Origin of the sequence: Bradyrhizobium sp. AZCC 2289 (genome assembly GCF_036924615.1) — a bacterium.
In the GTDB taxonomy this organism is placed as follows: Bacteria; Pseudomonadota; Alphaproteobacteria; order Rhizobiales; family Xanthobacteraceae; genus Bradyrhizobium.
Window position 1 is genome coordinate 9,742,458 of sequence record NZ_JAZHRY010000001.1, and the last position, 25,094, is coordinate 9,767,551.

The following is a 25,094-nucleotide window of genomic DNA, read 5'->3' on the forward strand; positions in this document are numbered from 1 at the left end:
ATGAGCGGCAGCGACGCCCGCGCCCTCTCCCGCTCGCTGCTCGATTTGTGCCGGATGCGCAAGCTGACGATCGCGACCGCCGAATCCTGCACCGGCGGCCTGGTCGCAGGCGCACTGACCGACATTCCCGGGTCCTCCGACGTCATCGACCGCGGCTTCGTCACCTATTCCAACGACGCCAAGCGCGCGATGCTCGGCGTCAAGGCGACCACGCTTGCGACCTTCGGCGCGGTCAGCAAGGAAACCGCGACCGCGATGGCGATCGGCGCGCTGGAGAAGGCCGGCGTCGATCTCGCCGTCTCGATCACCGGCATTGCCGGCCCCGGGGGTGCGACGCCCGGCAAGCCGGTCGGGCTCGTGCATTTCGCGGTGGCCGCGCGCGACGGCAGAATCCTGCACCGCGAATGCCGCTTCGGCGCGATCGGCCGCACCACGGTGCGCCAACGCTCCGTGGTGGAAGCGCTGCGCATGTTGATGGAGCTCGCCCGCGGGCCGCAGGCGCCGGCAAAACCGCGACGCGAGGCCGCGAGCCGGTTGCGCCCGCGCGTCGCCCGAACACCGCGCGGCGGTGCCGTCAAGCGGCGCCGGCCGCCGCGAACTTAGTGCGACCTCTCCACGTCATTGCGAGCGAAGCGAAGCAATCCATCGCTCAGCGGAAAAAAGTATGGATTGCTTCGTCGCTTCGCTCCTCGCAATGACGGGTAAGGCGCTCATGAGGATCGACTGACTCCCGCCTTGCCATAAACCACGTCCGCGCGCTTCTCGAACGCGGCCGCAAAGCGCTGGAACGCGGTGTCGAACATTGTGCCCATCAGCATTGCCAGCATCCGGCTCTTGAATTCGTAAGAGAGGAAAAAGCCGACGTCGCAGTCGGTTTCGCCTCTCGGCTCAAAGCTCCAGCGGTTTTCCATATTGCTGAACGGCCCCCGCAAATATTCGACCAGGATCTTCAAATTGGGCCGGTCCAGCGTCACCCGGCTGGTGAAGGTTTCCCGCACCAGCTTGAACGACACCGTCATGTCGGCGACGACGATTTCGGTGCCATCCTCCTTCGGCGTGCGCTGGCGTATCTTCAGCGAATGGCACAACGGCACGAATTCCGGATAGCGCTCGACGTCGGCGACCAGATCGAACATTTGCTGCGCGGTGTGGTGGACACGGCGCTTGCTTGAAAATTTCGGCATCGACTATGCTCAGCGGGATAGCGCAGCCCGCGCCGCCTGGAGTTTTCCGAAATCCTCGCCGGCGTGATGGGACGATCGCGTCAGCGGGCTTGCCGACACCATCAGAAAGCCCTTGGTATAGGCGACCTTCTCATAGCCCGCGAACTCGTCCGGCGTCACATAGCGCATCACGGCGTGGTGCTTGCGGGTCGGCTGCAGATATTGCCCGATGGTGAGGAAATCGACGTCGGCCGAGCGCAGATCGTCCATCACCTGCAGCACCTCGTGGCGCTCCTCGCCGAGGCCCACCATGATGCCGGATTTGGTGAATATGGTCGGGTCGATTTCCTTGACCCGCTGCAACAGCCGGATCGAATGGAAATAGCGCGCGCCGGGACGCACGGTGAGGTAACGCGACGGCACCGTTTCCAGATTGTGGTTGAACACGTCGGGCTTGGCGGCGGCCACGACCTCCAGCGCGCCTTCCTTGCGCAAAAAGTCCGGCGTCAGAATCTCGATCGTGGTGGTCGGGCAGCGCGCCCGGATTGCGCGGATGGTCTGTGCAAAATGCTCGGCGCCGCCGTCGCCGAGATCGTCTCGGTCAACCGAGGTCACCACGATATGGGCGAGCCCGAGCTTGAACGTGGCTTCCGCAACGTGCTCCGGCTCGGAAGCATCGAGCGCGCCGGGCATGCCGGTCTTGACGTTGCAGAACGCACAGGCCCGGGTGCAGGTGTCACCCATGATCATGAAGGTGGCGTGCTTCTTGTCCCAGCACTCGCCGATATTCGGGCAACCCGCCTCCTCGCACACCGTGACGAGGCCGTTCTCTTTGACGATTTTGCGGGTGTCGGCATAGCCGCGGGTATTCGGCGCGCGGACCCGGATCCAGTCCGGTTTCGGCGGCGACAGCGCATCCGGCCGGTTCACCTTTTCAGGATGACGCGGGCGCACCGGGTTGGTTGAGACGGTATCGACGAGGACGACCATGTTAAGTCCGGAAGTTGCGAGACACCCTAGCTAGTCCGTGTCGCTCTAGCCTGCAACCCGCTGCGTCCAGCGAAGCGACGCTGCGGGCTCGCCGAAGCTAGCAGAAACATGCAAGATATTGGCAGCATTCCCGTCAGTTCTGCACCGATTCTCATCAGAATGGCTCAAGGCTCCAAATCCGCCGCGGATCACCCTCCGCGCCTCGGCAAGCCCATCAAACGCCGATTTTTCGACCGCAGCGTGCATGAGGTCGCCCCCGACCTGATCGGGGCGACACTGCTGGTCGACGGCGTCGGCGGTATCATCGTCGAGGTCGAGGCCTATCATCACACCGATCCGGCCGCGCATTCGTTCCGCGGGCCGACGGCGCGGAACATGGTGATGTTCGGTCCCCCCGGGTTTTCCTACGTCTATCGCTCCTACGGCATCCATTGGTGCGTGAATTTCGTCTGTGAGGAAGCAGGCTCCGCCAGCGCGGTGCTGATCCGCGCGCTGCAGCCGACCCACGGCATCCCAGCGATGCGCCGGCGCCGAGGCTTGCACGACGAACGCGCGTTGTGCTCGGGGCCCGGCAAGCTGTGCGAAGCCCTCGGCATCACCATCAAGCAAAGCGAGCTGCCGCTCGATCAGTCGCCGATCGCGCTGCATGCGCGGACCGGCCAACCGGAAATCGTCAAAGGCATTCGGATCGGGCTCACCAAGGCGGTCGATTTGCCGTGGCGGTATGGGCTGAAGGATTCGAAGTTTTTGAGCAAACGGTTTTGACGAGTGCATAAGACCGTCATTTGCGAGGAGCTCCGCGACGAAGCAATCCATTCTTTCTTTGCGCGGCGCGATGGATTGCTTCGCGGAGCCTGTCATCGGGCGCGCATTCGCGCGACCCGGTGGCTCGCAATGACGGCTGATGGGACGCACCTTCGCGATATCGCGGCGCGATGCGCCCGAGTTTTGCAAAAAACTTTCGCCCCGGAAATCAGAGGGCGCAGGGAAAGCCGGGTGCCCGCTGCACCCGTAGCCCCTGTGCATTGGTAGTAAGCACAGGGTAGTCACCACGAGTACACCGGAAGTCACCCGGCTTTCCCGGCGCAATGGTTTTAACGGTTTCCTTCGTGCTCTCCCGGCGACGAATTCCTTTTTGTCACCGTCGCCAGCGGATTAAGATTTGTCTAAGCCCGGTTGGGCCGACTTAATCTCCGCCGGCTTGACATCAGCAACGGATGCCAGGACCACACGACTTCGCCGTACGCGAGCCGTCTTCACCAAGGGACTTCGGCGGGCTGTGCACGTCCGTCGAAGTTTTGGCGAACCCGGGGAAACAGCGCCGGTCGTCTGCGCGCCGCCTTGCCGCTCACGAGGCCCAACGAGCCCGCCCAGCGACGACGATCGCGCCCGACGCTGCCGCGTCCACCGCATCCCACCGCGCGTTTCGTGACGATCGCGAGCCGCCCCTCGTTCGGGTGAGACGGGCAGAGTCAAATCACTGATTTGCCTGACGGTGCAAAAGGAATCTTTTCTTAGAGCAGGCTTGACAGCAAATTCGCTGATTTGCCCGTCGGGCACTTTCTGGATCGCCGCTCACACCGCGTGATGGCACGCGGCCTCGATGCGGTTGCCATCGGGAATCCCGCAGGAACGCGCCGTAATAGGACGCGTGATAGTCGCGCAGGCCCGGCGCGCCGTCGTCGGTGCCGCCGGCGGCGATGCCGGCGTCCCAGAACGCGTCGACCTGCGTGCGCCACTTCGCCTTGAAGCACCAATGAGGCCCAAAGGCCTCCTCGGGCTTGGGGCCCTTGCGGATGGTGAGATAGACGCGATCCGGATACGCCGCCCGCGCCCGCTCGCCATAGCCGAGCCAGTCATCGCGGCGGCCGACCTTGACGACATCGAGCGCCTTCATGATGGCGTCATAGAACCGCTCGGCGGCGGGAATGTCGGACACCGTGATGGAGACGTGGTCAAGCATTGACGTTCTGCAGTCGCTCCAGCGCTTCCATGATCTTGGCCTTGCGCGCCACGGCGGCTTCGCGCTTTTCCTTTTCTTCCTCGACGATCTCTTCGGGTGCATTGGCGACGAATTTCTCGTTGCCGAGTTTGGCGTCGACGCGCTTGATATCGGCGTCGGCCTTGGCGATTTCCTTGTCGAGCCGGGTTCGTTCCGCCGCCAGATCGACCACGCCCTTGAGCGGCAGCGCGACGGTCTCGCCGCGCACCAGCAATTGCACCGCGCCTTCCGGCGCGCGATCGGCGACGGAAATCTCGGCAAGCCGGGCCATGCGTTTTACGACATCGCTCCAGCGCTGTGCGCGGTCTTTCGTCTCGGCGGATGCGCCCGCGAGCACTAGCGGCGTCAGCGTCGCCGGCGCGATGTTCATTTCCGCGCGCACCGAACGGATCGCGGTGACGAGGTCGACCACCCAGCCGATCTCGGCTTCGGCGGCGGGATCGCTGAAGTCACCGGCATCGAGCGCAAGAATGATCGGCGGGATCAGCGGATCGTTCGGCCCCGCCATCGCCATCGACGCCATCTGTTCCGCCGTCGCCTCGGCCTTGCGGGGCCACGCGGCCAGCACCAAAAGGCTGTCGCGCTTGGCCGTCACCGCCCAGAGTTCCTCGGTGATGAAGGGCATGAACGGGTGCAGCAATTTGAGGATTTCGTCGCGCGCCCATGCGGTCATGGCGCGGGTCTCGGCCTTTGCAGCGCCCTCCTCGCCCAGCAACACCGGCTTGGCGAGTTCGACATACCAGTCGCAATAGACGTTCCAGACGAAGCGGTAGATCGCGTTGGCGGCATCATTGAAGCGATAGGCTTCGATCGCCTCGGTGACCTCGCGCGTCGCGCGCGACGTCTCATGCGCGATCCAGCGGTTCAGCGTCTCCCTGGCGTTCGCCGGATCGAATCCTGCCGGCATCGCGCAGCCGTTCATCTCGGCGAAGCGGCAGGCGTTCCAGAGTTTGGTCGCAAAATTGCGGTTGGTTTCGACGAGTTGCGGCGACAGCTTGATGTCGTGGCTGTGCGCCGCGCCACGCGCCAGCGCAAAGCGCAGCGCGTCGGCGCCGAAATCGTCGATGACGCCGAGGGGATCGATGACGTTGCCTTTCGACTTCGACATCTTCGCGCCCTTCTCGTCGCGGACCAGGCGGTGGATGTAGACGGTCGAGAACGGCACTTCCTTCATGAAGTGCAGGCCCATCATCATCATCCGCGCGACCCAGAAGAAGATGATGTCCCAGCCCGTCACCAGCGCGTCGGTCGGGTAATAGCGCTGCACTTCCGGCGTCGCATCGGGCCAGCCGAGCGTCGAGAACGGCCACAGCCCCGAGGAGAACCAGGTGTCGAGCACGTCTTCATCGCGGGTGATGAAGTTTTCGCGCTTGGCCGGGTCCTCCGCCATCGCCTGCCCCTGCTCGGGCGTGATGACTTCCTGCTCGACGTAATAGCCGAGCGCGTTGCCGACGGCTTCCTCCTCGGTTTCGGCGACGAACACCTTGCCGTCCGGCCCGTACCAGGCCGGAATCTGATGGCCCCACCAGAGCTGGCGCGAGATGCACCAGGGCTGAATGTTCTCCATCCACTCGAAATAGGTCTTTTCCCAGTTCTTCGGCACGAATGTCGTGGCACCCGAGCGCACCGCCGCGATCGCTGGCTGCGCCATGGTCTTGGCGTCGACATACCACTGGTCGGTCAGATAGGGCTCCAGCACCGTGCCGGAGCGGTCGCCATGCGGCACCGTATGGGTGTTCGGCTCGATCTTCTCGAGGAAACCGAAATCCTCCAGGCGCGCGACGATCCGCTTGCGTGCGACGAAGCGTTCGACATTGTTGAACTCTTCCGCGAATTGCATCGCCCCTTCCGGCAAGCCGCGCAAATAATCCTCGTTGCCGACGAGGGCGAGGCAGCCCTCCTGATCGAGCACGCTGATCCGCGGCAGGCCGTGCCGCTTGGCGACTTCGAAGTCGTTGAAGTCATGCGCTGGCGTGATCTTGACCGCGCCGGAGCCTTTTTCCGGATCGGCATAGTCGTCGCCAATGATCGGGATGCGGCGGCCGACCAGCGGCAGAATGACGTGCTGGCCGACGAGATGCCCCAGCCGCTCGTTCTCCGGATGCACCGCGACCGCGGTATCGCCGAGCATGGTTTCGGGACGCGTGGTCGCGACCACGATGAAGGTCGTGGGATCCTCGGGATTGAAGCTCTTGCCCTCGATCGGATAGCGCAGATACCACAGGCTGCCCTTGACCTCGACCTGCTGCACCTCGAGATCGGAGATCGCGGTGAGCAGTTTCGTGTCCCAGTTCACCAGCCGCTTGTCTTTGTAGATCAGGCCTTCGCGGTGCAGTTCGACGAACACCCTGACGACGGCGCGCGACAGGCCCTCATCCATCGTAAAGCGTTCGCGCGACCAGTCGCAGGACGCGCCGAGGCGCTTCAACTGATTGACGATGACGCCGCCGCTCTCGGCCTTCCACTGCCAGACCCGTTCGAGGAATTTGGCGCGGCCCATCTCGCGGCGGCCCGGCTCCTGCCGTTCCATCAATTGCCGCTCGACTACCATCTGGGTCGCAATGCCGGCGTGGTCGGTGCCGGGTTGCCACAACACGTCGCGCCCGCGCATCCGCTCGAAGCGGCAGAGAATATCCTGCAGCGTATTGTTCAGGGCGTGGCCCATATGCAGCGAGCCCGTCACGTTCGGCGGCGGGATCACGATGGTGAACGGTGCTGCGTCCTTGCGCTCGGGGCGTCCGGCCCTGAACGCGCCGCTCTCCTCCCAGAGGCGGGACATGCGGCTTTCGATATCGGCAGGCTGGTAGGTTTTCTCGATCATGACAATGCAGTCGGAGGTATGGGAACGGCTAGAAAGCCGCCTGACAGCACCAAGTCAACCGCGCTGGTGCGTTGAAAACGCGATAAAAGCCGGTTGTGGTGGCTGAATGAGGGCTGGAAGGCGCTTGTTTTGACGCGTTTTCTACCGCAGATAAGTCTACGCAATTTGCGCAAGCTTGATTGCTTTGCGAACCGGGGTCCACCCCGGATCAAGTCCGGGGCAGGCTTTCGCTTGAAAACGCTATGTGGGGCCTACCGCCCGCGCGAAACCCGCTCGATTTCGGCCTTGACGATGCGCTCCACCAATCCCGGCAGATTATCGTCGAGCCAGGATTTCAGCATCGGGCGCAGCATTTCCTTGACCAGATCTTCCAGCGTCCGCGCGTTGTTGCTGAGCACGGTGTTGGCGAGCGAATTGAAGGCGGATTCTACCGCCGACACGGTCGTGCGCGACAGGATCTGCTGCGGCGCCGGAGCTGCGGCGCTCTCGAACGGTGGCGGCTCGTAGGCCGGCGGCCGAAGCGCCCTAGCGGACGCGCCCTCGGTGAATTCGATATCGTCCTGCGGGTCGATCTTGTGGAACGAGGATGCCGGCGCTGCGGCGGGCGGCGGTGCCGGATCCGGCAGCGCCATCTCGTCGGTGAGTTCGAACACCTCGCCGTCAGGCTGCGGCGGCCTGATCTCGGCCTCGGGCGTCGCCGCGTCGAGGCTCGCCAGCATCGCGTCGATGTCGTCCTGGCTGTTGGACACAGCCGGCTCAGGCGCTGCGGGCGGCGGAGGCGGTGCGGGCTTGGGCGCGGCCGGCTTGGCAGAAGGTGCGATCGCCGACGCCGGAATATCCTTCATCCCCGGCGCCTTGGCGGCCAGCGCCGCAGCCGGGGCGTCCGGCTTGGCGGGTGTGGGCGGCGGACTGGCGGGCTTCTCCGCAGCCGCCGGCTTTGCTTCGTCGTCGGCAATGATGCGACGGATCGACGCCAGAATCTCCTCCATCGAGGGCTCTTGGACCTTTGCAGGTTGCGTCATTTCCGACTCCACATCGAAAGCATTTTACACCAAGCCGCAAAGGATTTGCCGGTTCCGGATATGCAGGCCGGGATTTTCATCGCACAGGCCTGACTTGTCCCCAGATCAAGCCCGCCCGATGCATCGCGCGAGGTCCCGCTCCCCCTTTGGCACCCGAGCATCGCCGCCAAGAACGCAAATACGCGGCGCGAATCGCTCTGTTGCCTACGGCAAAGGTATGTCACGGCAAGATTTGATTGCAAGCAATGCACTTATGGCGTTTTCGAGCGAGGCCTGTCCCGCACGTGATGCGGGACCGATCCGGCTCGCATCGCAATTAAGTCCACGCAGATTGCGTGGACTTAATCGGCGATGGAAATCGCGTCAAAAAGAGACCGGGGCGCAGCCGCCGCCGGATGTCATCCCGCGCGGGGCAGCGATGGTGCCGGGATCAGCGGCCGTCGGGCGTGCGAACGCCGATCCAGCTGTCACGTACCTGATGGTAATGCACGCTGGGATCGTAGGTCTCCGTGGGCAATTTCAGTACCTGCGGCGACAGCCGGCCGACCGCGTTCAGCACGGCATAGGACGCGACCACGCGGTCATGCTGGGCGGTAACCAGCGCCACGCGCGCGTTGACCAGAGCCTGCTGGGCGTTCAACACGTCGAGCGTGGTGCGCTGTCCGGCCTTGGCTTCTTCACGCACGCCGTTGAGCGCGATTTCGGATGCCGTCACCTGCGCCTGCGCCGACGACACCTGGGCCTTGCCGGCGACCAACTGCCCCCATGCGGTGACGACGTTGGCGCGGGTCGCATCGCGGGTCTGTTCAAGAACGAGACGCTGCTGTGCCAGCGTCTCCTTCGATTGGCGGATCAGCGAGTACTCGGCGCCGCCCTGATAGATCGGGACCGTGACCTGCGCGGTCGCCGATGCGCCAAACGACCGATAGAGGATTAGCGACGATTCGTAGGACTGTTGCACCGAAGCTTGCAACGTCACGGTGGGCAAAAGCGCGCCTTCGTTGACTTTGACCTGGAGATAACTGACGTCGATGCCGTACATCGCAGCCGTCACGTTCGGATTTTCGATCAAGCCGAGTTCGACCGCGCTCGGCAGCGTTCCTGGCAAGAAGCGATCCACCGGCGAGCCCGGGGCAAGCCCCTGGGGTTCGTTACCGATGATGCGGCGGAAGTTCGAACGCGTCGTGACCAGATTGGCTTCGGCCGTCAACAGCTGCGTCTTGCCGGCGGCAAGTTGTGCTTCCGACTGCGCGACGTCGGTGCGCGTGACTTCGCCGACATTGAATCGATCCTTGGTCTGCTTCAACGTCTGTTCGAGAACGCGCACGTTGCTTTGCTGAACCTCGACGATTGCCGAGTCCCGCAGAAAGTCCATGTAGATCGTGGCGGCCGAAAGCAGCACGCTTTGATCGAGAACCCGCAGCGCCTCGCGCGAGCCGGAGACCTGACTCTCGGCTGCTCTGGTCTTGTTGGCGGTCTGCTGACCATTGAAAAGCGTCTGCGTCACGGTGGCACCGACGCTGCGCGGCGGGTTGGTGCCGTGGATTTCGGTCCGCACGATGGCGGTGGGGCTGCCGCCTGAGGTGGTATTGGTATCGGTATATTGGTAACCGGCACTGCCGGTGAGCGCGACCTTCGGGCGATAGCCCGACAACGCCTGCGGCACGTTTTCGTCGGTGAAGCGCACCTGGGCGCGCTGTGCATTGAGCTGAGGATTATTCTGGTAGGCGCGCACCAACGCGGCCTCGATCGTGTCGGCCAAAGCGGGCATCGGGCCCATGTAAGCTAGCAGGAGCACCGCAGCCGCAGCTCCGGTAACGACCTTCACCCCACGCATCCCAGGTAATCCATTCATATTCGTTCGCCGGTCCGCACAAATGAACCGGGCGTCGCTTCGCCCAAGTGAGTCCCGGCTCACCTTAGTCCGCACATGGGCCGGACGGAACCACCCAGCAACGGAACCCGGTGGAAACTCTTCACGTGGGGCAATCCGGCCACACTTCTGATTCAGAACGGGATTTTAACGGCCGTTGCGGGCCGACAATGGCTAGAAAACGAAGGCGGGAAGCCGTTCCAGGCCGGGCAGGACCGGCGCCGCGGCGTCGAACAGCGCCCGGTTCCCGAAATCGCCGTGGGAGCGCGTCACAATGGTAGCCCGTGCGGGCGACGATATCGCGAACACTCCGACCAGCCGGCCGCCATTCCGGAGCTGCGCGTAGAGCTGCTCCGGCACGATCTCGGTCGCGCCGTTGACGACGATGACGTCAAACGGAGCATTCGCCGAATCGCCCCCGGCTGCCGCCCCGGTGCCGACCGCGACATTTCCACAACCGTTGCGGGAAAGGATGTCCCGGGCCTTCGCGGCCAGCCCCGGTTCGCTCTCGGTCGCGGTCACCTGCCCGGCAAATTGCGCGATCACGGCGGCCGCATAGCCGCTGGCGCAGCCCACCACCAAAACCCGGTCGGTCTGCTTGATCTCGGCCGCCTGCAGCATTTTCGCCAGCACCGCGGGCTTGATCAGGAACCGCTTCGCGCCGCCGCCCTCGCTGACATCGAGGTCGAGATCGAGATAGGCCAAGGCGCGCTTGTTTTCGGGCACAAAGGCCTCGCGCGGCACCGCCAGCATGGCATCGATGATTCGGATATCGGTGACGTCGCTCGGACGCACCTGACCATCGACCATCTTCTGGCGCGCGGTCACAAAACCGGACATTGGCAAGACCCTGATAACGAGACGCTGATGGCGAGCGGCATTGCCGCCGCAAGAGCTAGAACCGGGTCATCTTTGGTACAAGCTCCGCCAAAACGCAACACGCCGATGGCGCTGCGGAAAGCAAGCCAGCCACTCGGGAATCCGGGTTACTCGATCGTGACGGCGAGCCGGCCGATCAGCAGCGCCACCTCGTCCAGATGCTCGGAATCACGGGCTTCAACGGCCTGCGCGAGCCGGCGCAAACATTCGTCGTCGCTCAGGGTCGGGATGTCGCTCGGCACGATCGAGGGCACCGTCTTCATCAGATCGGTCGCAATGACTGGCATGGAATCGCCTCCGTGAACCCGGCAAGGCCAGCCTCTTGGCCGAATGAGTCGATTTGGCGGCCGGTCTTATGACGCGGACGGATGGTCGGATTGCGCCGGCAGGTTGCCAATTGTGTCTGCCGCCAGGGCAAAACTGCCGGCAAACCCTTGTGTTGCAGCGATTTTCCGGCCCGAGCGAGCCGATGCCCGAGTCAGCCATTTGGTCCTTTGCAAGCTCGGAAGGCTTTGTTATACGCTGCCGGCTCGCGAACAATTGTTTCGCCCGTTCCTCGGTAGCTCAGCGGTAGAGCATTCGACTGTTAATCGAATGGTCGCTGGTTCGAATCCAGCCCGGGGAGCCACCAATTCTCTGAATCAAATCAATAATGTAACATTTGCCCCCGCAGCGGATTCGAACTTTCCGATGCGGTGAGTTGCCTAAAGAATGACATTGATGCCCTTGCGCTCGATGACATTCAGGAACGCGAGCGCCGGTCCGGTGGGCCGCGAGCTGTACCCCGTAGCCAAGCTGAGCTGGCGCGCGAATATGGCCTGGCTAATCATCGCCCGTTCCCCGGTTTACGACTCTGCGCACCCGTCATCGGCGTCACCTGCGCTTCGGTTCAGTCGCGTTGCTCACGCGCGCACAAGGTGTGGGACGAGTGTACCGCCCGTCTTACTGATCACAAGAATCGACTGTAACCTCTCGGGCGGAAGTATCTGTCATGAAGGGACATACGGGAATGGCCACGCCTGCACAAAATCAGGAAATCCAGCTCGGGTTTGGCGAGAGGCCGCAGGGGAATGCGGCCACGCTGTTCGGGCCGAACATCTTCGTCATCGGCGGCGACGACAAGTCCGATATTCAGCAATCGATCTACGCGGCCGCGACCGGCTTCACCGCTTCGAGCCTCGGAAACAAGGTATCATGGTCGAACAGCAGGCTTGCGCTGCCGGATAGTTTTTCGCCGCAGACCAAGGGCACGTGCGCGCTGGCGATTCAGTCCCTCCAGTCCCTCCCCGCGCTCTATCTGTTCTGGGCTCAGCCGAACGCCGGTGTCATGGCCACGTCGGCGACGGAAGTCACCCAGCCATCGTCGGGCGGTACCTCAACTTCGCCGACGGTGAATTGGTCGGCCGGCCTGGTCCTGTGCGACGACAACCAGGCGATCATGCCGGCGCCGGACGCGGCGTGCGTGAGCGCCGTCTCGCTTGGATCGCAGGCGTTTCTGGTGGCGTTCCCGTCCGGAGGCAATCCCTTCAATCTGGGAGCCATCGGGCTTTATTACGTGGCCGATCAGTTGCCGAGCACCATGACCACGACGCTCGCAGGCACTTTCGGAATCTGGCCCGCGCGCGCCATGCGGGCGTTCTCCGCCCTCGAGATCGGCGAACTGCTTCCGACCGTCGCGGGCCGCTCCGGCAACAGCTTCGGCAACATGTGCAGCATCGCGGTCACGCCGCAGGTGAACGGCACCAGCGCCGACGGCAACAATCCGCTGCTCCTCAATCTCGTGATGCTTCTCACGCTCACCATGGAGGACCATTCCGGAAAAACCCCGTTCCAGGTGGCCGTCACCTGCCCGCTTGATGACACCGGCTCGCCCCTCACGGCGCCATCCGCGCTCGCCTGGTCGAGCACGCCGACCACCAAATCCCCTCTGACGCTTTTATCCGACCCCGCGGGCCGCCTCGTGGCCAGCGGTTCGTCGCTTGAGGGCGGGACCAAGCAGGAGGAGGATTCTCTGGTCTTCCATCTCTTCAACACCTATGCGCAGCTTCAATACCTCGCGCAGACCACGCAATCAGCACAGTCATCCAACACCTCTACGCCGGCAACGTCGCTGTTCATCGTCGACACCTCGAATCCGAAAACGACGACGAGCCAGAACGTAACGGCGAACGGCACGATGACCAGCACGTCGTACCCGCTTTGGCAGCTGGTATTTTATGGCGGCACCACCGTTGCGCAGGCAATCACGTATGGAAGCGCCGTGTCGATGGCGAACTACAGTAACATTGCTCTGACTACGCAGGATGGCGGCTCGACCGTGGTGGTGACCGGGATCATCGATGGGCCGCTGCCGATGCCGGCCGCGAACGTGATCGGCTGGCAATTCGAGGGCACCAGCAACGACCTCGGATCGATGGTGTACGGGACCAAATCGACCCAGCAAAGCGCTGCGCAGCAAACCGTCAATATCGGCTTGAGCCTGACGAGCGAGGGCCAGGTGGGCATCTGGGCCGGGGGCGAATCCCTCGGCGATGGCGGATCTGCGGGCGTCGCGTGGGACTTCGCACTCAACTGGAGCGCAGCAGCGACCTGGGGCTCATCGAGCACCTCGACCGCTGCCGTCGAGGGCCAGCAGACCTCGATGGTGAGCGTCGTGAAGGACGCCGGCGTGCCGGTGAGCGTGGTGAAGGACACCGGCGTGCAGCCCGTGACGCCACAGATCGGGCAGGCTGTCGTCCCGTCCGGAACATTCTGGAGTGCGGGATCGTCGGTCTCGATCACGAATATCAAGTTCCTCGATGCGCAAGGCAAGACCATCTCGGACGGTTCGCAGAGTGTCGGATCCTATGCACCGCAAGCGCCGATCTTCGCCTCGAGCACGCCAGAGATCGGCACATCGGCGCCGAACCCCTACATCCCGTTCATGGTGACGCCCGGTGATCTCATGACATACACGATCGATGGCCCGCGTCCGGACGGCACGCCGTGCGGAATCAACGTCACGATGGCGGCGCTGACCAACGGCGACATCACCGACTATTTCGGTACGGTGATCTGGCCGGCGGCGTTCGACTTCGCGGTCGGGTCCGACACCCCGCAGAAGTTCCTGGAGTTCAGCTGGGGTCTCGGCGCTGTGAGCGGCGAGGCGTTCACGGCGGTTCAGGGCACCATGGATGTGCTTTCCTGGAACATCCAGGGCTCGATGGCGGCCGGACTTTACTGGGATGTGAAGGCCGGCGTGCCGTTCTTCGGTGGCCTCGAGAACAAAGGTAACCTGATGATCGGCGGCAGCGCCGGCTATGCCAGCAGCACGACAACCACCGCGAGTGACGAGTGGGGTGTCACGATCGCGCCGTTTGGCACAAGCCCGCCCTGGGGACCGCCCAATTGGGGCGTCGTCCCCGCCGAGCAGGCCAAAACCATCGATCCGAACTGGGAAAACGACGTAGTCGCTCAGTACACGTTCGCATTGTTGTTCCTGCCCGATCCATCAAGCGACGCACCGGCCCCCCTTTGTCCGGGCTACTGGGTCCAGGAACTGATCAAATACGGCGACACCAACTCCGCGAAACACAATCCCGCAAATTACCTGCCGAACAACCTCGATCCGGGCTCAGGCTGCTGGAGGATCGTTTACGTGGTGCTTGCAATTCAAACCTACGCCGATTTGAACAACGATCCTCCCACCTACACGTACAAATGCACGGATCCGAGGTTCAACTGACGCATCGCAGTGGAACGTGGGAATATCGTTTGGTCGCGCGGTCGCATGGGCGAAGCGACATGCGGCTTGTTCGTGACCGCTAAGGTCGCCGGCACACCAGATCGATCTCGATCAGCGCATCATAGGCCAGCCCGGTCACGCCCACACAGGTCCGCGCCGGCAGCCGGTCCGGCGGGAAATAGCTGCGGTAGGTGTCGTTCATCGCGGCGTAGTCCTGGCTGAAGCGGGTGAGATAGATCCGCGTCATCACGATGTGCTCGAAGCCGAGGCCGAGGCCTGCGAGTACGACGCGCAAATTCTCCATCACCGCCCTTGTTTGCGCGACGACGCCGTCGGGCAGGACACCGGGCGTTGCGGGGGTGTCCGGCATCTGGCCGGTGACGAAGACAAAGCCGTCGGTCTCGACGGCGTGGCTGAACGGTGCGACGGGCTTCGGCCCGCCTGCGATCATGTGGAATTTCAATTTCGTCGATCCTCCAACTAGCGCGAGCTCGGCACATCCTGAAACAGCCGCTTGCTCAGGATCGCGTGCACGCCCCAGTTGCCGTCGACGACCTGGGTGACGCCGAAGTCGACCGCCGCCGACATCAGCGCGATCGCCTCGTCTTCGCTCAACCCCTTCACGTTCATCAGGAAGCGGCGCATTTTCCGGAACGCGTCCTTCATCGCGAGATCGAGCGAGGATGTCGCGTAGACTTCGCTTTGCCCCTGCGCGCCGAATTCGGCGAGATAGTTCGGGTGGCTGAAGCCGGTCAGCACCCAGTCGGTTTCGGTCTCGATCAGGGGATAGCTGAGATCGGTGAACGGACGGCCGGCGAGATTTCCCTTCTTGTGCAGGATGACCTGGAACGTTCCGGTCATCGAACATTCGATCGCCGTCCCGCTCAATTCACCGTCGCCCTGGGCGGCATGGGGATCGCCGACCGACAATAATGCACCGGGCACCGAGACCGGCAGATAGACGGCAGCGCCCTTGCCGAGCCGCCAATTGTCGAGATTGCCGCCGAAATAGGACGGCGGCACTGAATCAACGAAATCGTGCTCGCGCGGCGCCACCGCGATCACGCCGAAATGCGGGCGCAAGGGAATGCTGATGCCATCGAGCACGGCGTGCCGGCGCTTCACGCTGCCGCTTGCGACGGGAACGCCAGGATAATCATAGGTGGTGTGGACCACGCCGAACGGATCAGTCTGCGGCTCCCAGCGGTAGGAATACAGCGCGCGGGCATGCGGTGTCTCGCCGGAATCGAAGATCTCATAGATCGTCACCACCTCACGCGGCTTGGGACCTGCAAGAAACTCGTCATAGTGATAGCCCCACCAGGCGGCGACGCTGGAGCCGAACACGCGGCCCTGATAGTGCGGATTGCGGCTCGGCCGCGGCACGATGTCGAGGATACGCACCTCGAGCACGTCGCCGGGCTGCGCTTCCTTCACCGCGATCGGCCCGGTGCAGATGTGCACGCCGAACCCCTCGCCCGCGCCGCGGCCAAACACGGATGCGTCCATCGGACCGGCGCCGCGCCGATCTACATTCTTCTGCTGCTTGGTCCAGCCGAACACGCTTTCGGCGCCGGCATCTCCCGCGATCATCCGCTCCGGATCGTCGGAAGCATGCTGCGACAGGGTTTCGATGGTGATGGTATCGCCTGAATTGATCTCGATCTGCGGCGGCAAGCTGCGGCTGAAATAGCCCCAGTGCACCCGCTTCGCCTCCACGGCCATTTGATGGTGGGATTGGTCGGCTTCGTTCCGGCATTCTTCGGATCCCGGCGCCGCGAGCGCCGAAAGCTTTGGCGTGGTGCCGGTGGCCGGATGCGCGCGCAACTGGGCCAGCGCATCCTGCGGCCAGCCGCGCTGGCCCGACGCATGGGACGGCGGCGCGGCGCGTTCGGCCTCCTGCTGGCGAAATTCGCGCGGCGGCAATCCGAAACGATGGCGAAACGTCCGGCTGAAATGCGCGGAATCGCCAAAGCCATAACGATAGGCGATTTCCGAGATCGACCGATGCGACTCGGCAGGATTGGACAGATCGGCCCAGGCCCGCTGCAGCCTCCGCTCCCGAACATAATGGGTAAAATTATCGCCGACGCCTTCGAACAGTTTTTGCAAATAGCGCTCGGAGATTCCTTCCGACTGAGCGACGCGCGCCGGCGCGAGCTCGGGATCGTCGAGCCTGCGCTCGATGGTCTGACAGATCCGGTGCAGGATCGCGGCCTGCGTCGCGGTGTGGCTGGCCTCCGATGCCGGACCTGCGAACTGGTGCGTAAAGGTCAGCAGCAGATCGGCGAGACTTTGCGCGATCGCGGCCCATTCCACATCCGCGAGCGTTTCCAGCGTTCGTGCCGTGGCATCGAGCATGCGGGAGAACACTTCCGCGAGCCCTCCGGGGGACACGACGCGGGCTTCGTCGAATCTCGACTTGCCGATGATGCGGCCATGCAGCGCTTCCGATGTCACGGAGAGAACGATGGCGCGCATGTCGCGCTGGAAGATCACGCTCCAGTCGCCGCTGCGCGGCAGCAGCAGCAGATGGCCGGCGGGAATGATCCGATGGCTGGCGCCTTGGCGCAGCACCACGCCATCTTCCGTCGGCAGTAGCGCGATTGGCAGGCCGTCGCCGGACTGCGGCAGCGGGGCTATGCCCTGCGATCCCGCCGAAATCCTGGTCAGCGCCACGCCAACGGCGTTGCGATGCGACGCCGTTGCGTGCCCGTCATAAAAGACGTTCGAAGAAGCCGGCTGCAGGCCGACCGCACTCAAGACGTCCCGCCATGCCTCGGGGCGGTCATCTCTGGCGTAGGATTCACTTGTGAACGGACGGAAGCTCATCGCATCGACCCACCTTGGTGGAGCGAAGCAACCCCCATGCCAGACGACCGCGATTGCTCGCCGCGATGGCGGCGTCAAAACGACGCTCATTTCCTCCCCCCCCCCCCGGCGGCCAAAAGCCGCTTTCGTTCAACGCATTAATCGCACCTGAAGACGTTCTTGCGGATCGTGCCGTGAACGCCCCAATTGGCGTCCACCACCTGCGTGACGCCAAAATCGGCCCCCACCGACATCAGCGAAATCGCCTCATCTTCGCTCAGCCGGTGCACCGTCATCAGGAACCGGCGCAGCTTTCGGAACGCGTCGCGCATGGCGCGGTCGAGGCTGGAGTGGTTGGCGATCTCGGTTTGGGCGTTGGCGCCGAGTTCGGCGAGATAGTTCGGATAGGTGAAGCCGTAGACCGACCAGGCGTGGTCGGTTTCGAGCATCGGGTGGGTGAGACCCTCGAGGGTTGTCCCGGCGAGATCGCCCTTCTTGTGCAGGATGAATTCGAAATCCCCGGTCAGCGAGGTCTCGATCGCGGTGCCGCCGAGTTCGCTGTCGCCCTGGGCGGCATGGGGATCGCCGACCGAGAAGAACGCACCGGGTACGGCGACCGGATAATACATCCGCGCGCCCTTCCCCACCCGCCAGTCGTCGATATTGCCGCCGGTGTAGCTCGGCGGAATCGAGCTGACGAAATCCGCTTCCGACGGCGCCAACCCCATGGTGCCGAAATGCAGCCGCGCCGGTACCTTGACGTTGGTCAGGATGTTTTCCCGCTTGCGTATCGTGGTGTGGTCGACCCGTACGCCGGGATAGTCGATGGTGGAATGAACGATACCGTCCGGATCGGTTTGCGGGGTCCAGACATAGTTGTAGACGGCCTTCGCAAATGGCTCGCCTGAGGTGTCGAGTTCGAAGATCGTGATGACCTCGCGCGGTTTCGGCTCCTCGATCAGGTCGTGATAGTGAAAGCCCCAATTCGCCGCCGCGTTGGAGCCGAAGCAGCGGCCGGCATGGCAGGCGTGGCAGGCAGGCCGCGGGCGCACGTCGAGGATGCGCACTTCCACGACATCGCCGGGCTCGGCATTTTCGATCGCGACCGGTCCGGTCAACAGATGAACGCCGACACCCTCGCCCGCGCCGCGAATGAACGGGCCTTCGGTTGGCCCCGCGCCGCGGCGCGCCACCGCCTTGTGCTCGCGGGTCCAGTGAAACACGCTCTCTGCGCCGGGATCATTGGCGATCATCCGCTCATAATCGTCATTGGCGTGATGGGTCAGCGTTTCGATGGTGGCGCGGTCGCCCGAGCGCAGCGTCAGCGCCGGTGAGACCTTCTTGCTGAAATAGCCCCAGTGAACGGTCGCCGGTGAAACCGGCAGCGTAAAGTGCCTCATGCAAGTGCCTCCTGGGGAAACCCTGATATCGCGGGGTCTTGAGATCGAAACGGCGCAGGGCGTGTCATCGCACCGCCTCCGGCGCCTTGTCGGATTCCATCACGCTGAGAAAGCGCGCGGTCAGTGGGTTACGCGGATTGGAGAGAACCTCGTGCGCCGGGCCCTCCTCCAGGATCGCGCCGCCACTGAGAAATGCAACGCGGTCAGCGACTTCGTCGGCAAAGCGGACCTGATGTGTTGAGATGATCATGGTCAGGCCGTCGTCGACCGCGAGCCGCCGGATCACCTCCAGCACCTCGTTGACGAGTTCGGGATCGAGCGCCGAAGTCGGCTCGTCCAGCAGCAGCACGCTCGGGTTCGGCGCCAGAGCGCGCGCGATGGCGACGCGCTGCTGCTGCCCGCCGGAGAGATGCCGCGGCAGCGCGTCGGCGCGGTGGCTGAGGCCGACCCGGTCGAGCAGTTCGTTGGCGCGGCGGTCGGCGTCGACCCTGGTCATACCGTGCACCCAGCGCAGCGGCCCGGCAACGTTCTCCCGGGCGGTCAGATGACCAAACAGATTGAACTGCTGGAACACCATCCCGACGCCGACGCTGGCACGCTCATTGGCGATGTCGCGCGGCGACAGCGGCCTGCCGTCGTCGCGAAAGCCGAGACGGCGGCCGCCGACGCGTACGGTTCCGGAATCCCAGCTCTCCAGATGATTGATGCAGCGGAGCAACGTGCTCTTGCCCGAGCCGCTCGGACCCAGCAGCGCCACCACCTCGCCGATGCGGACCGTCAGGTCGAGGCCATCCAGCACGGTCTGCGCGCCGTAGTCCTTGCGCAAATCCTTGACGTCGACGGCGATATTGTTGCGCGCGATGGTGACGGCGCGTTTGGTGCGCTCTTCGCGGGTCAGCGCCCTCGGCGGCGGCACCACCGGATCGGCGTCGAGCGGCGGCGCGGTCTTTTCGACCAGATCGATTTTCAGGTCGACGCGCCGCCATGGCAGATAGTCGGCCAACCGCCGCTCCGGCTTGCTGCGATCGAGATCGAGCAGCCATTCCAGGAACAGCTGGATGACGCTGACGGCCCCGGTCAGCACCAGATAAAGCAGGCCGGAGGCGAAAAAGATCGAGAAGAAATCGAAGGTGGAGGACGCCAGCTGCGTGCTGCGCAACGTCAATTCCTGCACCGCGATCACGGAGGCCAGCGAAGAGTTCTTCAGCGCGCTGACCGATTCATTGCCAAATGCGGGAATCATGGTGCGGATCGCTTGCGGCGCGATCACCCGCCGCATCAGCACCGCCGGCGTCATGCCGAGCGCCTGCCCCGCCAGCACCTGCCCGCGATCGACGCCGAGCACGCCGGCCCGCAGCATTTCGGCGATGAACGGCGCCTCGTTGCAGGCCAGCGCGAGACCTGCGGCGGCGATCGCCGGCAGCTTGATGCCAATATGCGGCAGAGCGTCATAGGCGAACACCATCTGCAGGATCAACGGCGTGCCGCGGAAGATCACGGTGTAGCCTCGCGCGATTGCCGATAGCCACCAGAACCGGCTGAGCTGCATCCAGGCCAGGATCAGGCCCAAGATCAGTCCGCCGCCGAGCCCCAGGGCGGTCACCTGAAGCGTGACGGCGATGCCCTCGAGCAGATACGGCAGACTGAGATAGTGCAGGAACAACGACATCAATTGACCGTCAGGAGGCCCGGTTCCTTGAGGTTATTGGGATCGAGCTCCCACTTCTTGAGCAGCGCGGCCTGATCGCCCGACTTGTAGATCTCCATCATCACGGCCATGACGGCTTCGCGGAATTTTGGCTTATCCTTGGGCACGGCGATGCCGACCGAGTACGGGATCGTCACCGCAATCGCCTTCTCGAGCTTGTCCGGGTTGGCCTTGACCGCGTTATCGACGGTGTTGACGTCGTTGACGTAGGTGTCGGCGCGACCGGCCAGGATCGCCTGGATGCAGTTGGCGTTGTTGTCATAGAGCTGCAGCGTCGGCTCCGGCTTGCCTTCGGCCTTACAGGTCGGGATCAGCGCCTGCACCAGCGGCACTTCGACGAAGCCAGTGTTTTCGGCTGCCGCCGCGCCGCACATCGTGGTGTTGATGCCGGTGATCTTCTTCGGATTCCCCTTCGCGACCAGCACGCCGTCGAACACCTTTGAGTAGGTGATGAAGTCGCCCGCCTTGGCGCGTTCCTCGGTGGCGTAGATGTCTGAGATCACGATGTCGGCCTGGCCGCTCGCCAGCGTCGTCAGCAACGCCGCAAACGTCACGGCCTTGTAGGTCACCTTGAAGCCGAGGCATTCGCCGATCTCCTCGCCGAGATCGATGTCGAAGCCGATATATTTGTTGGGATCCTTGGGATCGATCGCTTCATAGCCGGGCGTATGCGGGTTGATCGCATTGACCAGCGTCCTGCCTTTCCAGTCCGGATATTTCTCCGCTAGCGCCGCGCAGGCGGCGGGCGCCGCCTGTGCGCCAACAGGTGCCAGAAATCCCGCGGCGACGATCGCCCCAAAGACAACCTTAGCAAGAACAGCCCTGCGCCACGGAAGTGACGCGCGCCGTGCATCCCCAAACAGCCATTTACGCATGTTGCCAGCTCCTTCGACGTTGTCATGGCGCCTGCCATGTTCCAAAGCTCGAAGAAAGGCTACGGGGAGCGGACGGGGGAAAGCTTGTCCGGGGGCGTACAAAAAATTGGATCAGGCGAGCCTGAGATTTGGGCAGCGCTGCACAAGATGTGGACGGGTTTTCCTGGATCCAATTAGCCGCGCAGCATGGCCTCACTGCTCAAAATACGCCCGGCATGCCTCGCTGAGACTGGCCTTCTGCCGGCGCAGGCAGGCGGTGATGGCACGCACGTTCGGGATTTCGCCAGGGCAGAGGCGATAGACATCCGGCGTGCAGGCCTTGCGCTGTTCGGGCGTGCCGATCGCATGCGCCGAGCCGGCCGCGAAGAGCGTCAGCAAGAGCGCGAGCGCGAAGGCTGGATTGGCGCGGACCGCAAATCGTGTGAAACTGGCGTTCATAACTGTCTCTCCCGTTTCGGTCGGCGCCAAGGTCGCGCCGGTGTCATCGGGGCAATTACGTGAAATAGATTTTTCCAAATGTGATTTCTCTCACATTTGGTTTTGGCGGCCCCGGTCTAGGTTCCGCCCCGGGAAATCAAGCCTTCGGTAACCATATTCGCCGTGATGGCCTCATCGATAAAATTCGATCGATCGGTTCAATCCGGAAACAAAACAGTTTTGAGACGATGCGCTCTCGAACCCGGAGAGCGCGATGAGTGAAGTTGAATTCGACCTTTTGCTGGATGCCGTGAAAACGGCCATTGCGCCCGTACCGGAGGAGGATTTTTTGCCTCAGACCTCGCCCCTCGGCCTGCCGCTCAACAAACCGCCGCGCGCCGCCAACGACAATCGGTCGCCCTGGCCGCTGGTTCCGTTTCCCACCGGTTGGTACGCCGCCTGCTGAGGCCGGAGGCTACCTCTCATATGTCAGGCGCAAGCCTTTGATTATGTGGATGGAGGCCACGACCAGAATTGAACTGGTGTACACGGTTTTGCAGTTCTACTTGGTCGGTCCCAGCCCATACCGTCCCATACAATCCAATAGAGTATGATTTTGTCGGGCTCTTGAGCCCCCACCCCGGTCCTTCGTACCACCTGATTACGCATTACACTAAGCGGTCCGGTGGCAATCACGGTGGCCGCGGTGAAAGTACAGCGCCAACAGAAAATCACCCTTGGGGAAATGCGGTCATCGGGCCCTCACCGGCTGCTGGTCTGTTGCGCGGACTATCGTTGCAGCCATTCGATCGCGATCAGCGCAGACCGATCTTCGCATGTAAGGCCTGTGGCAAGAGAGGCGCCGACGTCCGGCCGGACTTTCACAGGAACAAGTCGCCCGTCGCGGCGATGGGCTATCGCTAGTGCCGTGGTCGAGGCCTTTCGACGATCCGATGCTGCCCGCCGTGTCTAGGGCTCTGTGTCGTTTTGTCCTGCGCCAATTGGTCTAAAAGCCGCGGGACCAAGTCTAAGGTAAAAGATGTTTGACCGTGCCGCTGTTTGTTCTCCTGTGGCGAACAGATGGTGTCCGCATTTTAAGCCCCAGTCCCCCAAGCTGAATTTCGCGGTGCCCAAATCTTGTTCTTCACCTCGCCGTGAATTTGCCGCAGCGCGTTCCCCGTATAGCCTACCCGGCAAGGGCTTAGGGGTACCCCTAATGATATACCGTCCGCGGGGCTTATCCCCTGGGCGTCGTTGGTTGAAATATTGACTTTTTGAATATTGGCATCGCGGATGAGGGATTTAATTCATGGATAGCCCGCAGCATTGTCGAGAGCAGTCGGCCGAATGTGTTCGCTTAATGGGCCTGGCGCACAGTGAAGCGCAAGCCCAGGTTCTGAGAAATCTCGCATCTAGCTGGTCGAGACTTGCCGGCCAGATCGACCGATACAACGCGCTCATTCGAGAACAAAGCCGAAGCGTCGTCCAGAAGTAGAGTCGCTTCGGCATTCCGCTGCGGCGGCCGTTACTCGACGAAATGCTCAAGATCGTTGTGCGTGGCGCGGACAAAGAAGACAAGGCTACGGCGTGAGTGAGTTGGGCTGGCAACGCCGGTTTGACGATCCGATCACCCCTGCCCGGCGGCGGGCATCTCGTCACACTCGAGGATGCCGCGACCTGCATCACCGAGCTGCCGAAGAAGGAAGCCGCCGAGCCGGAATGGCAGACTGCAATCTCCGAACTCATGCTGACAGTTGACCGTAATAGACCGACGATGCTGGCTCGCATTGGCTTCATGAAGGCATTGAACCGGCATTACGTTCGGGAGTTCAATGCATCACGGAAGGATCCCCATTGGGGGCGCCGGAAGCTGAAACGAGATCAGCAATGACGGTCTGGATTTACGTCGACACCAGAAAGCAGGTTGGCGACAAAGATCACCTGAAAGTCTTTGCAAGCGATGACGCCGCGGAAACGTGGCTGCAGGAGAATGACCCCGAGGGCGTGGCGTTCGAATACGAGGTTCTGGAGTGAACCACATCGACCGGCGCACAATCTTCGCCATGCTGCTGATCGTCGCGCTGGTGATCATCTGGAATGTGATGGGTGGACGTTAAAGCCCGCCGGGCGTGATCCGGCGGGCTTCTGGACTCAATGCCGCGTGGCCATCATGTCCTGCGGCTTTATGGCTCCTGTGCTTGCGCCGAATCGGGCACGCCTCACCAGCGATCACCCTGAAGGTTTACAGGCATATGTTCTCGAACACCGACAGCCGAGCGGCCGATATCATGGAAGCGACGTTCGCCAAGGTACGCGGCACGGAATAAGAATGGATTTGCTACCCCGCCGGTGGCAGTCCGGTGGCAATCGATTTAAGGCCAGGGCCTAAGTATTTGAAATTGTTGGAGGCCACGACCAGAATTGAACTGGTGTACACGGTTTTGCAGACCGTTGCGTAACCACTCCGCCACGTGGCCCCATCGGGGCGCACTCATATACGGCCTCTCCCAGATAGGCAACCAATTGACCGAGCCTTGGGTCAGGACCTAAGGCTCGTTCCGTATTTGAATTTGACGCGTTTTCTTGACACGAACCGGTGTCCACCCCGGATAAAGTCCGGGGGAGGCTTTCGCTCGAAAACGCTTTGATCAGGCCCGCTTGCGGCGCCGGTAATCCTTCTTCTTCGGTTTCGGCGCCAGTTCCGGCATTTCGGCCTGCACGTCCAGGTACCTCGCCAGTAGCCGCTCAAAACTGACGTTCAGCGTGTCCGCGATATCCGGCCGCTTCTCCAGCCCGGCCAGCAGCATGCCCGCCGCCTCGATGGTCGACAGGCCGTCGCGGCGCGGCTCCTTGCGGAGCTTGCCGTAGCGCGACGGGCGCTCGGGGCCGAGAATCACCCGCTGGCACTTCAGCATCCACGCATTGCGCCACCACAGCGCCTTGGCCTGGCTCCAGGTGCCATCCAGCAGCACGATGCCCTCGATATCGCCGAGAATGGCGCGCTGGTTGGGCTCGACTTCGCCCTTGCGGTTGATGGCGACGATATCGCGGTCGGTCTCGAGTTCGCTGACCTTGGCCGAGCCGAGATAGAGCACGGCCCAACGCGAGGGGTCGTGCACCGGCCGTCCCAGCGCCTTGGACAGGCTGGGCCAGGACAAGCCGATCTTGACGACCGCATCCTTGAAATGGAGCGCGGTCAGCCGGGCGGTGCCGAGCGCCCTGTCCTGCTCCTGCGGATGCTGCAGGATCAGCAGCGAAATGCGGCTCTCGATCGGCTCAATGCTGTCGCAGATGCACAGCGGCAGCGGCTTGCCGCAATCTGGGCACTCCGGCACCACCTCTTCGGCGGTCCCAGCCTTGGATTCGGGTTGTTTTGACATCCGCCCGCTATACGCCCCACGAGGATAGG

The 25,094-nt window shown here is 63.0% G+C and carries 22 protein-coding genes and 2 tRNA genes; 7 read left to right on the plus strand and 17 right to left on the minus strand.

The features are described from left to right. Entirely contained in the window at positions 1–603 is a 603-nt protein-coding gene (locus V1289_RS45805; RefSeq protein ID WP_334406126.1) for a CinA family protein, read from the plus strand. A gap of 107 nt (positions 604–710) precedes the next feature. Here V1289_RS45805 and V1289_RS45810 read toward each other — a convergent pair whose 3' ends face one another. Beyond that, positions 711–1,184 (minus strand): type II toxin-antitoxin system RatA family toxin, encoded by a 474-nt coding sequence (locus V1289_RS45810; protein WP_334406128.1) that lies wholly within the window; start codon positions 1,182–1,184, stop codon positions 711–713. A 9-nt stretch (positions 1,185–1,193) separates the two neighbouring features. Continuing rightward, positions 1,194–2,153, minus strand: a complete 960-nt coding sequence (gene lipA, locus V1289_RS45815; protein ID WP_334406130.1) for a lipoyl synthase — start codon at positions 2,151–2,153, stop codon at positions 1,194–1,196. 159 nt (positions 2,154–2,312) lie between these two features. Between lipA and V1289_RS45820 the strand changes: the two genes are divergently transcribed. Beyond that, entirely contained in the window at positions 2,313–2,918 is a 606-nt protein-coding gene (locus tag V1289_RS45820) for a DNA-3-methyladenine glycosylase (protein WP_334406132.1), read from the plus strand. A gap of 712 nt (positions 2,919–3,630) precedes the next feature. Here V1289_RS45820 and V1289_RS45825 read toward each other — a convergent pair. The 6 genes from V1289_RS45825 to V1289_RS45850 form a co-directional block, all read right to left on the minus strand. Next, positions 3,631–4,116 (minus strand): VOC family protein, encoded by a 486-nt coding sequence (locus tag V1289_RS45825; RefSeq protein ID WP_334406134.1) that lies wholly within the window; start codon positions 4,114–4,116, stop codon positions 3,631–3,633. Continuing rightward, positions 4,109–6,976, minus strand: a complete 2,868-nt coding sequence (locus V1289_RS45830) for a valine--tRNA ligase (RefSeq protein ID WP_334406136.1) — start codon at positions 6,974–6,976, stop codon at positions 4,109–4,111. The genes V1289_RS45825 and V1289_RS45830 overlap by 8 nt, the downstream gene beginning before the upstream one ends. Positions 6,977–7,227: 251 nt before the next feature. Continuing rightward, complete coding sequence (locus V1289_RS45835) at positions 7,228–7,998, minus strand: PopZ family protein (RefSeq protein ID WP_334406138.1); 771 nt, start codon at positions 7,996–7,998, stop codon at positions 7,228–7,230. A 430-nt stretch (positions 7,999–8,428) separates the two neighbouring features. After that, complete coding sequence (locus V1289_RS45840; protein ID WP_334406140.1) at positions 8,429–9,835, minus strand: TolC family outer membrane protein; 1,407 nt, start codon at positions 9,833–9,835, stop codon at positions 8,429–8,431. A gap of 210 nt (positions 9,836–10,045) precedes the next feature. Further along, positions 10,046–10,711 carry a protein-L-isoaspartate O-methyltransferase family protein gene (locus V1289_RS45845; RefSeq protein ID WP_334406142.1) on the minus strand — a complete coding sequence of 222 codons (666 nt, stop codon included), beginning with the start codon at positions 10,709–10,711 and terminating at the stop codon, positions 10,046–10,048. Positions 10,712–10,857: 146 nt separating this feature from the next. After that, complete coding sequence (locus V1289_RS45850; protein WP_334406144.1) at positions 10,858–11,037, minus strand: hypothetical protein; 180 nt, start codon at positions 11,035–11,037, stop codon at positions 10,858–10,860. A gap of 266 nt (positions 11,038–11,303) precedes the next feature. Here V1289_RS45850 and V1289_RS45855 point away from each other — a divergent pair. Continuing rightward, a tRNA-Asn gene (locus V1289_RS45855) sits at positions 11,304–11,378 on the plus strand. Positions 11,379–11,454: 76 nt separating this feature from the next. Here the strand turns inward: V1289_RS45855 and V1289_RS45860 are convergent. Continuing rightward, on the minus strand, positions 11,455–11,580 hold the full coding sequence (locus tag V1289_RS45860) for a hypothetical protein (RefSeq protein ID WP_334406146.1): 126 nt from the start codon (positions 11,578–11,580) through the stop codon (positions 11,455–11,457). A 179-nt stretch (positions 11,581–11,759) separates the two neighbouring features. Here V1289_RS45860 and V1289_RS45865 point away from each other — a divergent pair, with 179 nt between their 5' ends. Further along, positions 11,760–14,474, plus strand: a complete 2,715-nt coding sequence (locus V1289_RS45865) for a hypothetical protein (RefSeq protein ID WP_334406148.1) — start codon at positions 11,760–11,762, stop codon at positions 14,472–14,474. A gap of 79 nt (positions 14,475–14,553) precedes the next feature. Here V1289_RS45865 and V1289_RS45870 read toward each other — a convergent pair whose 3' ends face one another. From V1289_RS45870 to V1289_RS45895, 6 genes are all read right to left on the minus strand, one after another. Further along, entirely contained in the window at positions 14,554–14,937 is a 384-nt protein-coding gene (locus tag V1289_RS45870; RefSeq protein ID WP_334406150.1) for a RidA family protein, read from the minus strand. 17 nt (positions 14,938–14,954) lie between these two features. Continuing rightward, complete coding sequence (locus V1289_RS45875) at positions 14,955–17,306, minus strand: acetamidase/formamidase family protein (protein WP_334406152.1); 2,352 nt, start codon at positions 17,304–17,306, stop codon at positions 14,955–14,957. Between the two features lie 137 nt (positions 17,307–17,443). Next, positions 17,444–18,685, minus strand: coding sequence for an acetamidase/formamidase family protein (locus tag V1289_RS45880; protein WP_334406154.1), 1,242 nt, complete (start codon positions 18,683–18,685; stop codon positions 17,444–17,446). A 64-nt stretch (positions 18,686–18,749) separates the two neighbouring features. Further along, entirely contained in the window at positions 18,750–20,354 is a 1,605-nt protein-coding gene (locus V1289_RS45885; RefSeq protein WP_334406155.1) for an amino acid ABC transporter permease/ATP-binding protein, read from the minus strand. Beyond that, positions 20,354–21,268: an ABC transporter substrate-binding protein gene (locus V1289_RS45890; protein WP_334406156.1), complete on the minus strand. Its 915-nt coding sequence runs from the start codon at positions 21,266–21,268 to the stop codon at positions 20,354–20,356. Before V1289_RS45890 ends, V1289_RS45885 begins: the two co-directional genes overlap by 1 nt. A 192-nt stretch (positions 21,269–21,460) precedes the next feature. Continuing rightward, positions 21,461–21,706, minus strand: coding sequence for a hypothetical protein (locus V1289_RS45895; protein WP_074276987.1), 246 nt, complete (start codon positions 21,704–21,706; stop codon positions 21,461–21,463). 253 nt (positions 21,707–21,959) lie between these two features. On the opposite strand from V1289_RS45895, the gene V1289_RS45900 reads away from it, so the two are divergent. The 3 genes from V1289_RS45900 (at position 21,960) to V1289_RS45910 (ending at position 23,719) form a co-directional block, all read left to right on the plus strand. Beyond that, entirely contained in the window at positions 21,960–22,151 is a 192-nt protein-coding gene (locus V1289_RS45900; RefSeq protein WP_334406158.1) for a hypothetical protein, read from the plus strand. 1,149 nt (positions 22,152–23,300) lie between these two features. Next, the gene (locus V1289_RS45905; protein WP_334406160.1) at positions 23,301–23,576 is read left to right on the plus strand and encodes a hypothetical protein; all 276 of its coding nucleotides are present in this window, start codon (positions 23,301–23,303) and stop codon (positions 23,574–23,576) included. Further along, a complete protein-coding gene (locus V1289_RS45910; RefSeq protein ID WP_309176610.1) occupies positions 23,573–23,719 on the plus strand; it encodes a hypothetical protein in 147 nt (48 codons plus the stop codon). Before V1289_RS45905 ends, V1289_RS45910 begins: the two co-directional genes overlap by 4 nt. Positions 23,720–24,088: 369 nt before the next feature. On the opposite strand, the gene V1289_RS45915 is transcribed toward V1289_RS45910, so the two are convergent. Together V1289_RS45915 and V1289_RS45920 are read right to left on the minus strand one after the other, a co-directional pair. Beyond that, positions 24,089–24,162, minus strand: a tRNA-Cys gene (locus V1289_RS45915). Positions 24,163–24,333: 171 nt separating this feature from the next. Continuing rightward, positions 24,334–25,065, minus strand: coding sequence for a tRNA-uridine aminocarboxypropyltransferase (locus V1289_RS45920; protein ID WP_334406163.1), 732 nt, complete (start codon positions 25,063–25,065; stop codon positions 24,334–24,336). Positions 25,066–25,094 lie beyond the last annotated feature (29 nt).

Excerpts from the sequence above, each read along its gene's own strand:
- V1289_RS45805 (WP_334406126.1), top strand. The coding sequence starts at position 1 with ATGAGCGGCAGCGACGCCCGCGCCCTCTCCCGCTCGCTGCTCGATTTG.
- V1289_RS45810 (WP_334406128.1), bottom strand. The coding sequence starts at position 1,184 with ATGCCGAAATTTTCAAGCAAGCGCCGTGTCCACCACACCGCGCAGCAA.
- lipA (WP_334406130.1), bottom strand. The coding sequence starts at position 2,153 with ATGGTCGTCCTCGTCGATACCGTCTCAACCAACCCGGTGCGCCCGCGT.
- V1289_RS45820 (WP_334406132.1), top strand. The coding sequence starts at position 2,313 with ATGGCTCAAGGCTCCAAATCCGCCGCGGATCACCCTCCGCGCCTCGGC.
- V1289_RS45825 (WP_334406134.1), bottom strand. The coding sequence starts at position 4,116 with ATGCTTGACCACGTCTCCATCACGGTGTCCGACATTCCCGCCGCCGAG.
- V1289_RS45830 (WP_334406136.1), bottom strand. The coding sequence starts at position 6,976 with ATGATCGAGAAAACCTACCAGCCTGCCGATATCGAAAGCCGCATGTCC.
- V1289_RS45835 (WP_334406138.1), bottom strand. The coding sequence starts at position 7,998 with ATGACGCAACCTGCAAAGGTCCAAGAGCCCTCGATGGAGGAGATTCTG.
- V1289_RS45840 (WP_334406140.1), bottom strand. The coding sequence starts at position 9,835 with ATGCGTGGGGTGAAGGTCGTTACCGGAGCTGCGGCTGCGGTGCTCCTG.
- V1289_RS45845 (WP_334406142.1), bottom strand. The coding sequence starts at position 10,711 with ATGTCCGGTTTTGTGACCGCGCGCCAGAAGATGGTCGATGGTCAGGTG.
- V1289_RS45850 (WP_334406144.1), bottom strand. The coding sequence starts at position 11,037 with ATGCCAGTCATTGCGACCGATCTGATGAAGACGGTGCCCTCGATCGTG.
- V1289_RS45860 (WP_334406146.1), bottom strand. The coding sequence starts at position 11,580 with ATGATTAGCCAGGCCATATTCGCGCGCCAGCTCAGCTTGGCTACGGGG.
- V1289_RS45865 (WP_334406148.1), top strand. The coding sequence starts at position 11,760 with ATGGCCACGCCTGCACAAAATCAGGAAATCCAGCTCGGGTTTGGCGAG.
- V1289_RS45875 (WP_334406152.1), bottom strand. The coding sequence starts at position 17,306 with ATGAGCTTCCGTCCGTTCACAAGTGAATCCTACGCCAGAGATGACCGC.
- V1289_RS45880 (WP_334406154.1), bottom strand. The coding sequence starts at position 18,685 with ATGAGGCACTTTACGCTGCCGGTTTCACCGGCGACCGTTCACTGGGGC.
- V1289_RS45885 (WP_334406155.1), bottom strand. The coding sequence starts at position 20,354 with ATGTCGTTGTTCCTGCACTATCTCAGTCTGCCGTATCTGCTCGAGGGC.
- V1289_RS45890 (WP_334406156.1), bottom strand. The coding sequence starts at position 21,268 with ATGCGTAAATGGCTGTTTGGGGATGCACGGCGCGCGTCACTTCCGTGG.
- V1289_RS45895 (WP_074276987.1), bottom strand. The coding sequence starts at position 21,706 with ATGAACGCCAGTTTCACACGATTTGCGGTCCGCGCCAATCCAGCCTTC.
- V1289_RS45900 (WP_334406158.1), top strand. The coding sequence starts at position 21,960 with ATGAGTGAAGTTGAATTCGACCTTTTGCTGGATGCCGTGAAAACGGCC.
- V1289_RS45910 (WP_309176610.1), top strand. The coding sequence starts at position 23,573 with ATGACGGTCTGGATTTACGTCGACACCAGAAAGCAGGTTGGCGACAAA.
- V1289_RS45920 (WP_334406163.1), bottom strand. The coding sequence starts at position 25,065 with ATGTCAAAACAACCCGAATCCAAGGCTGGGACCGCCGAAGAGGTGGTG.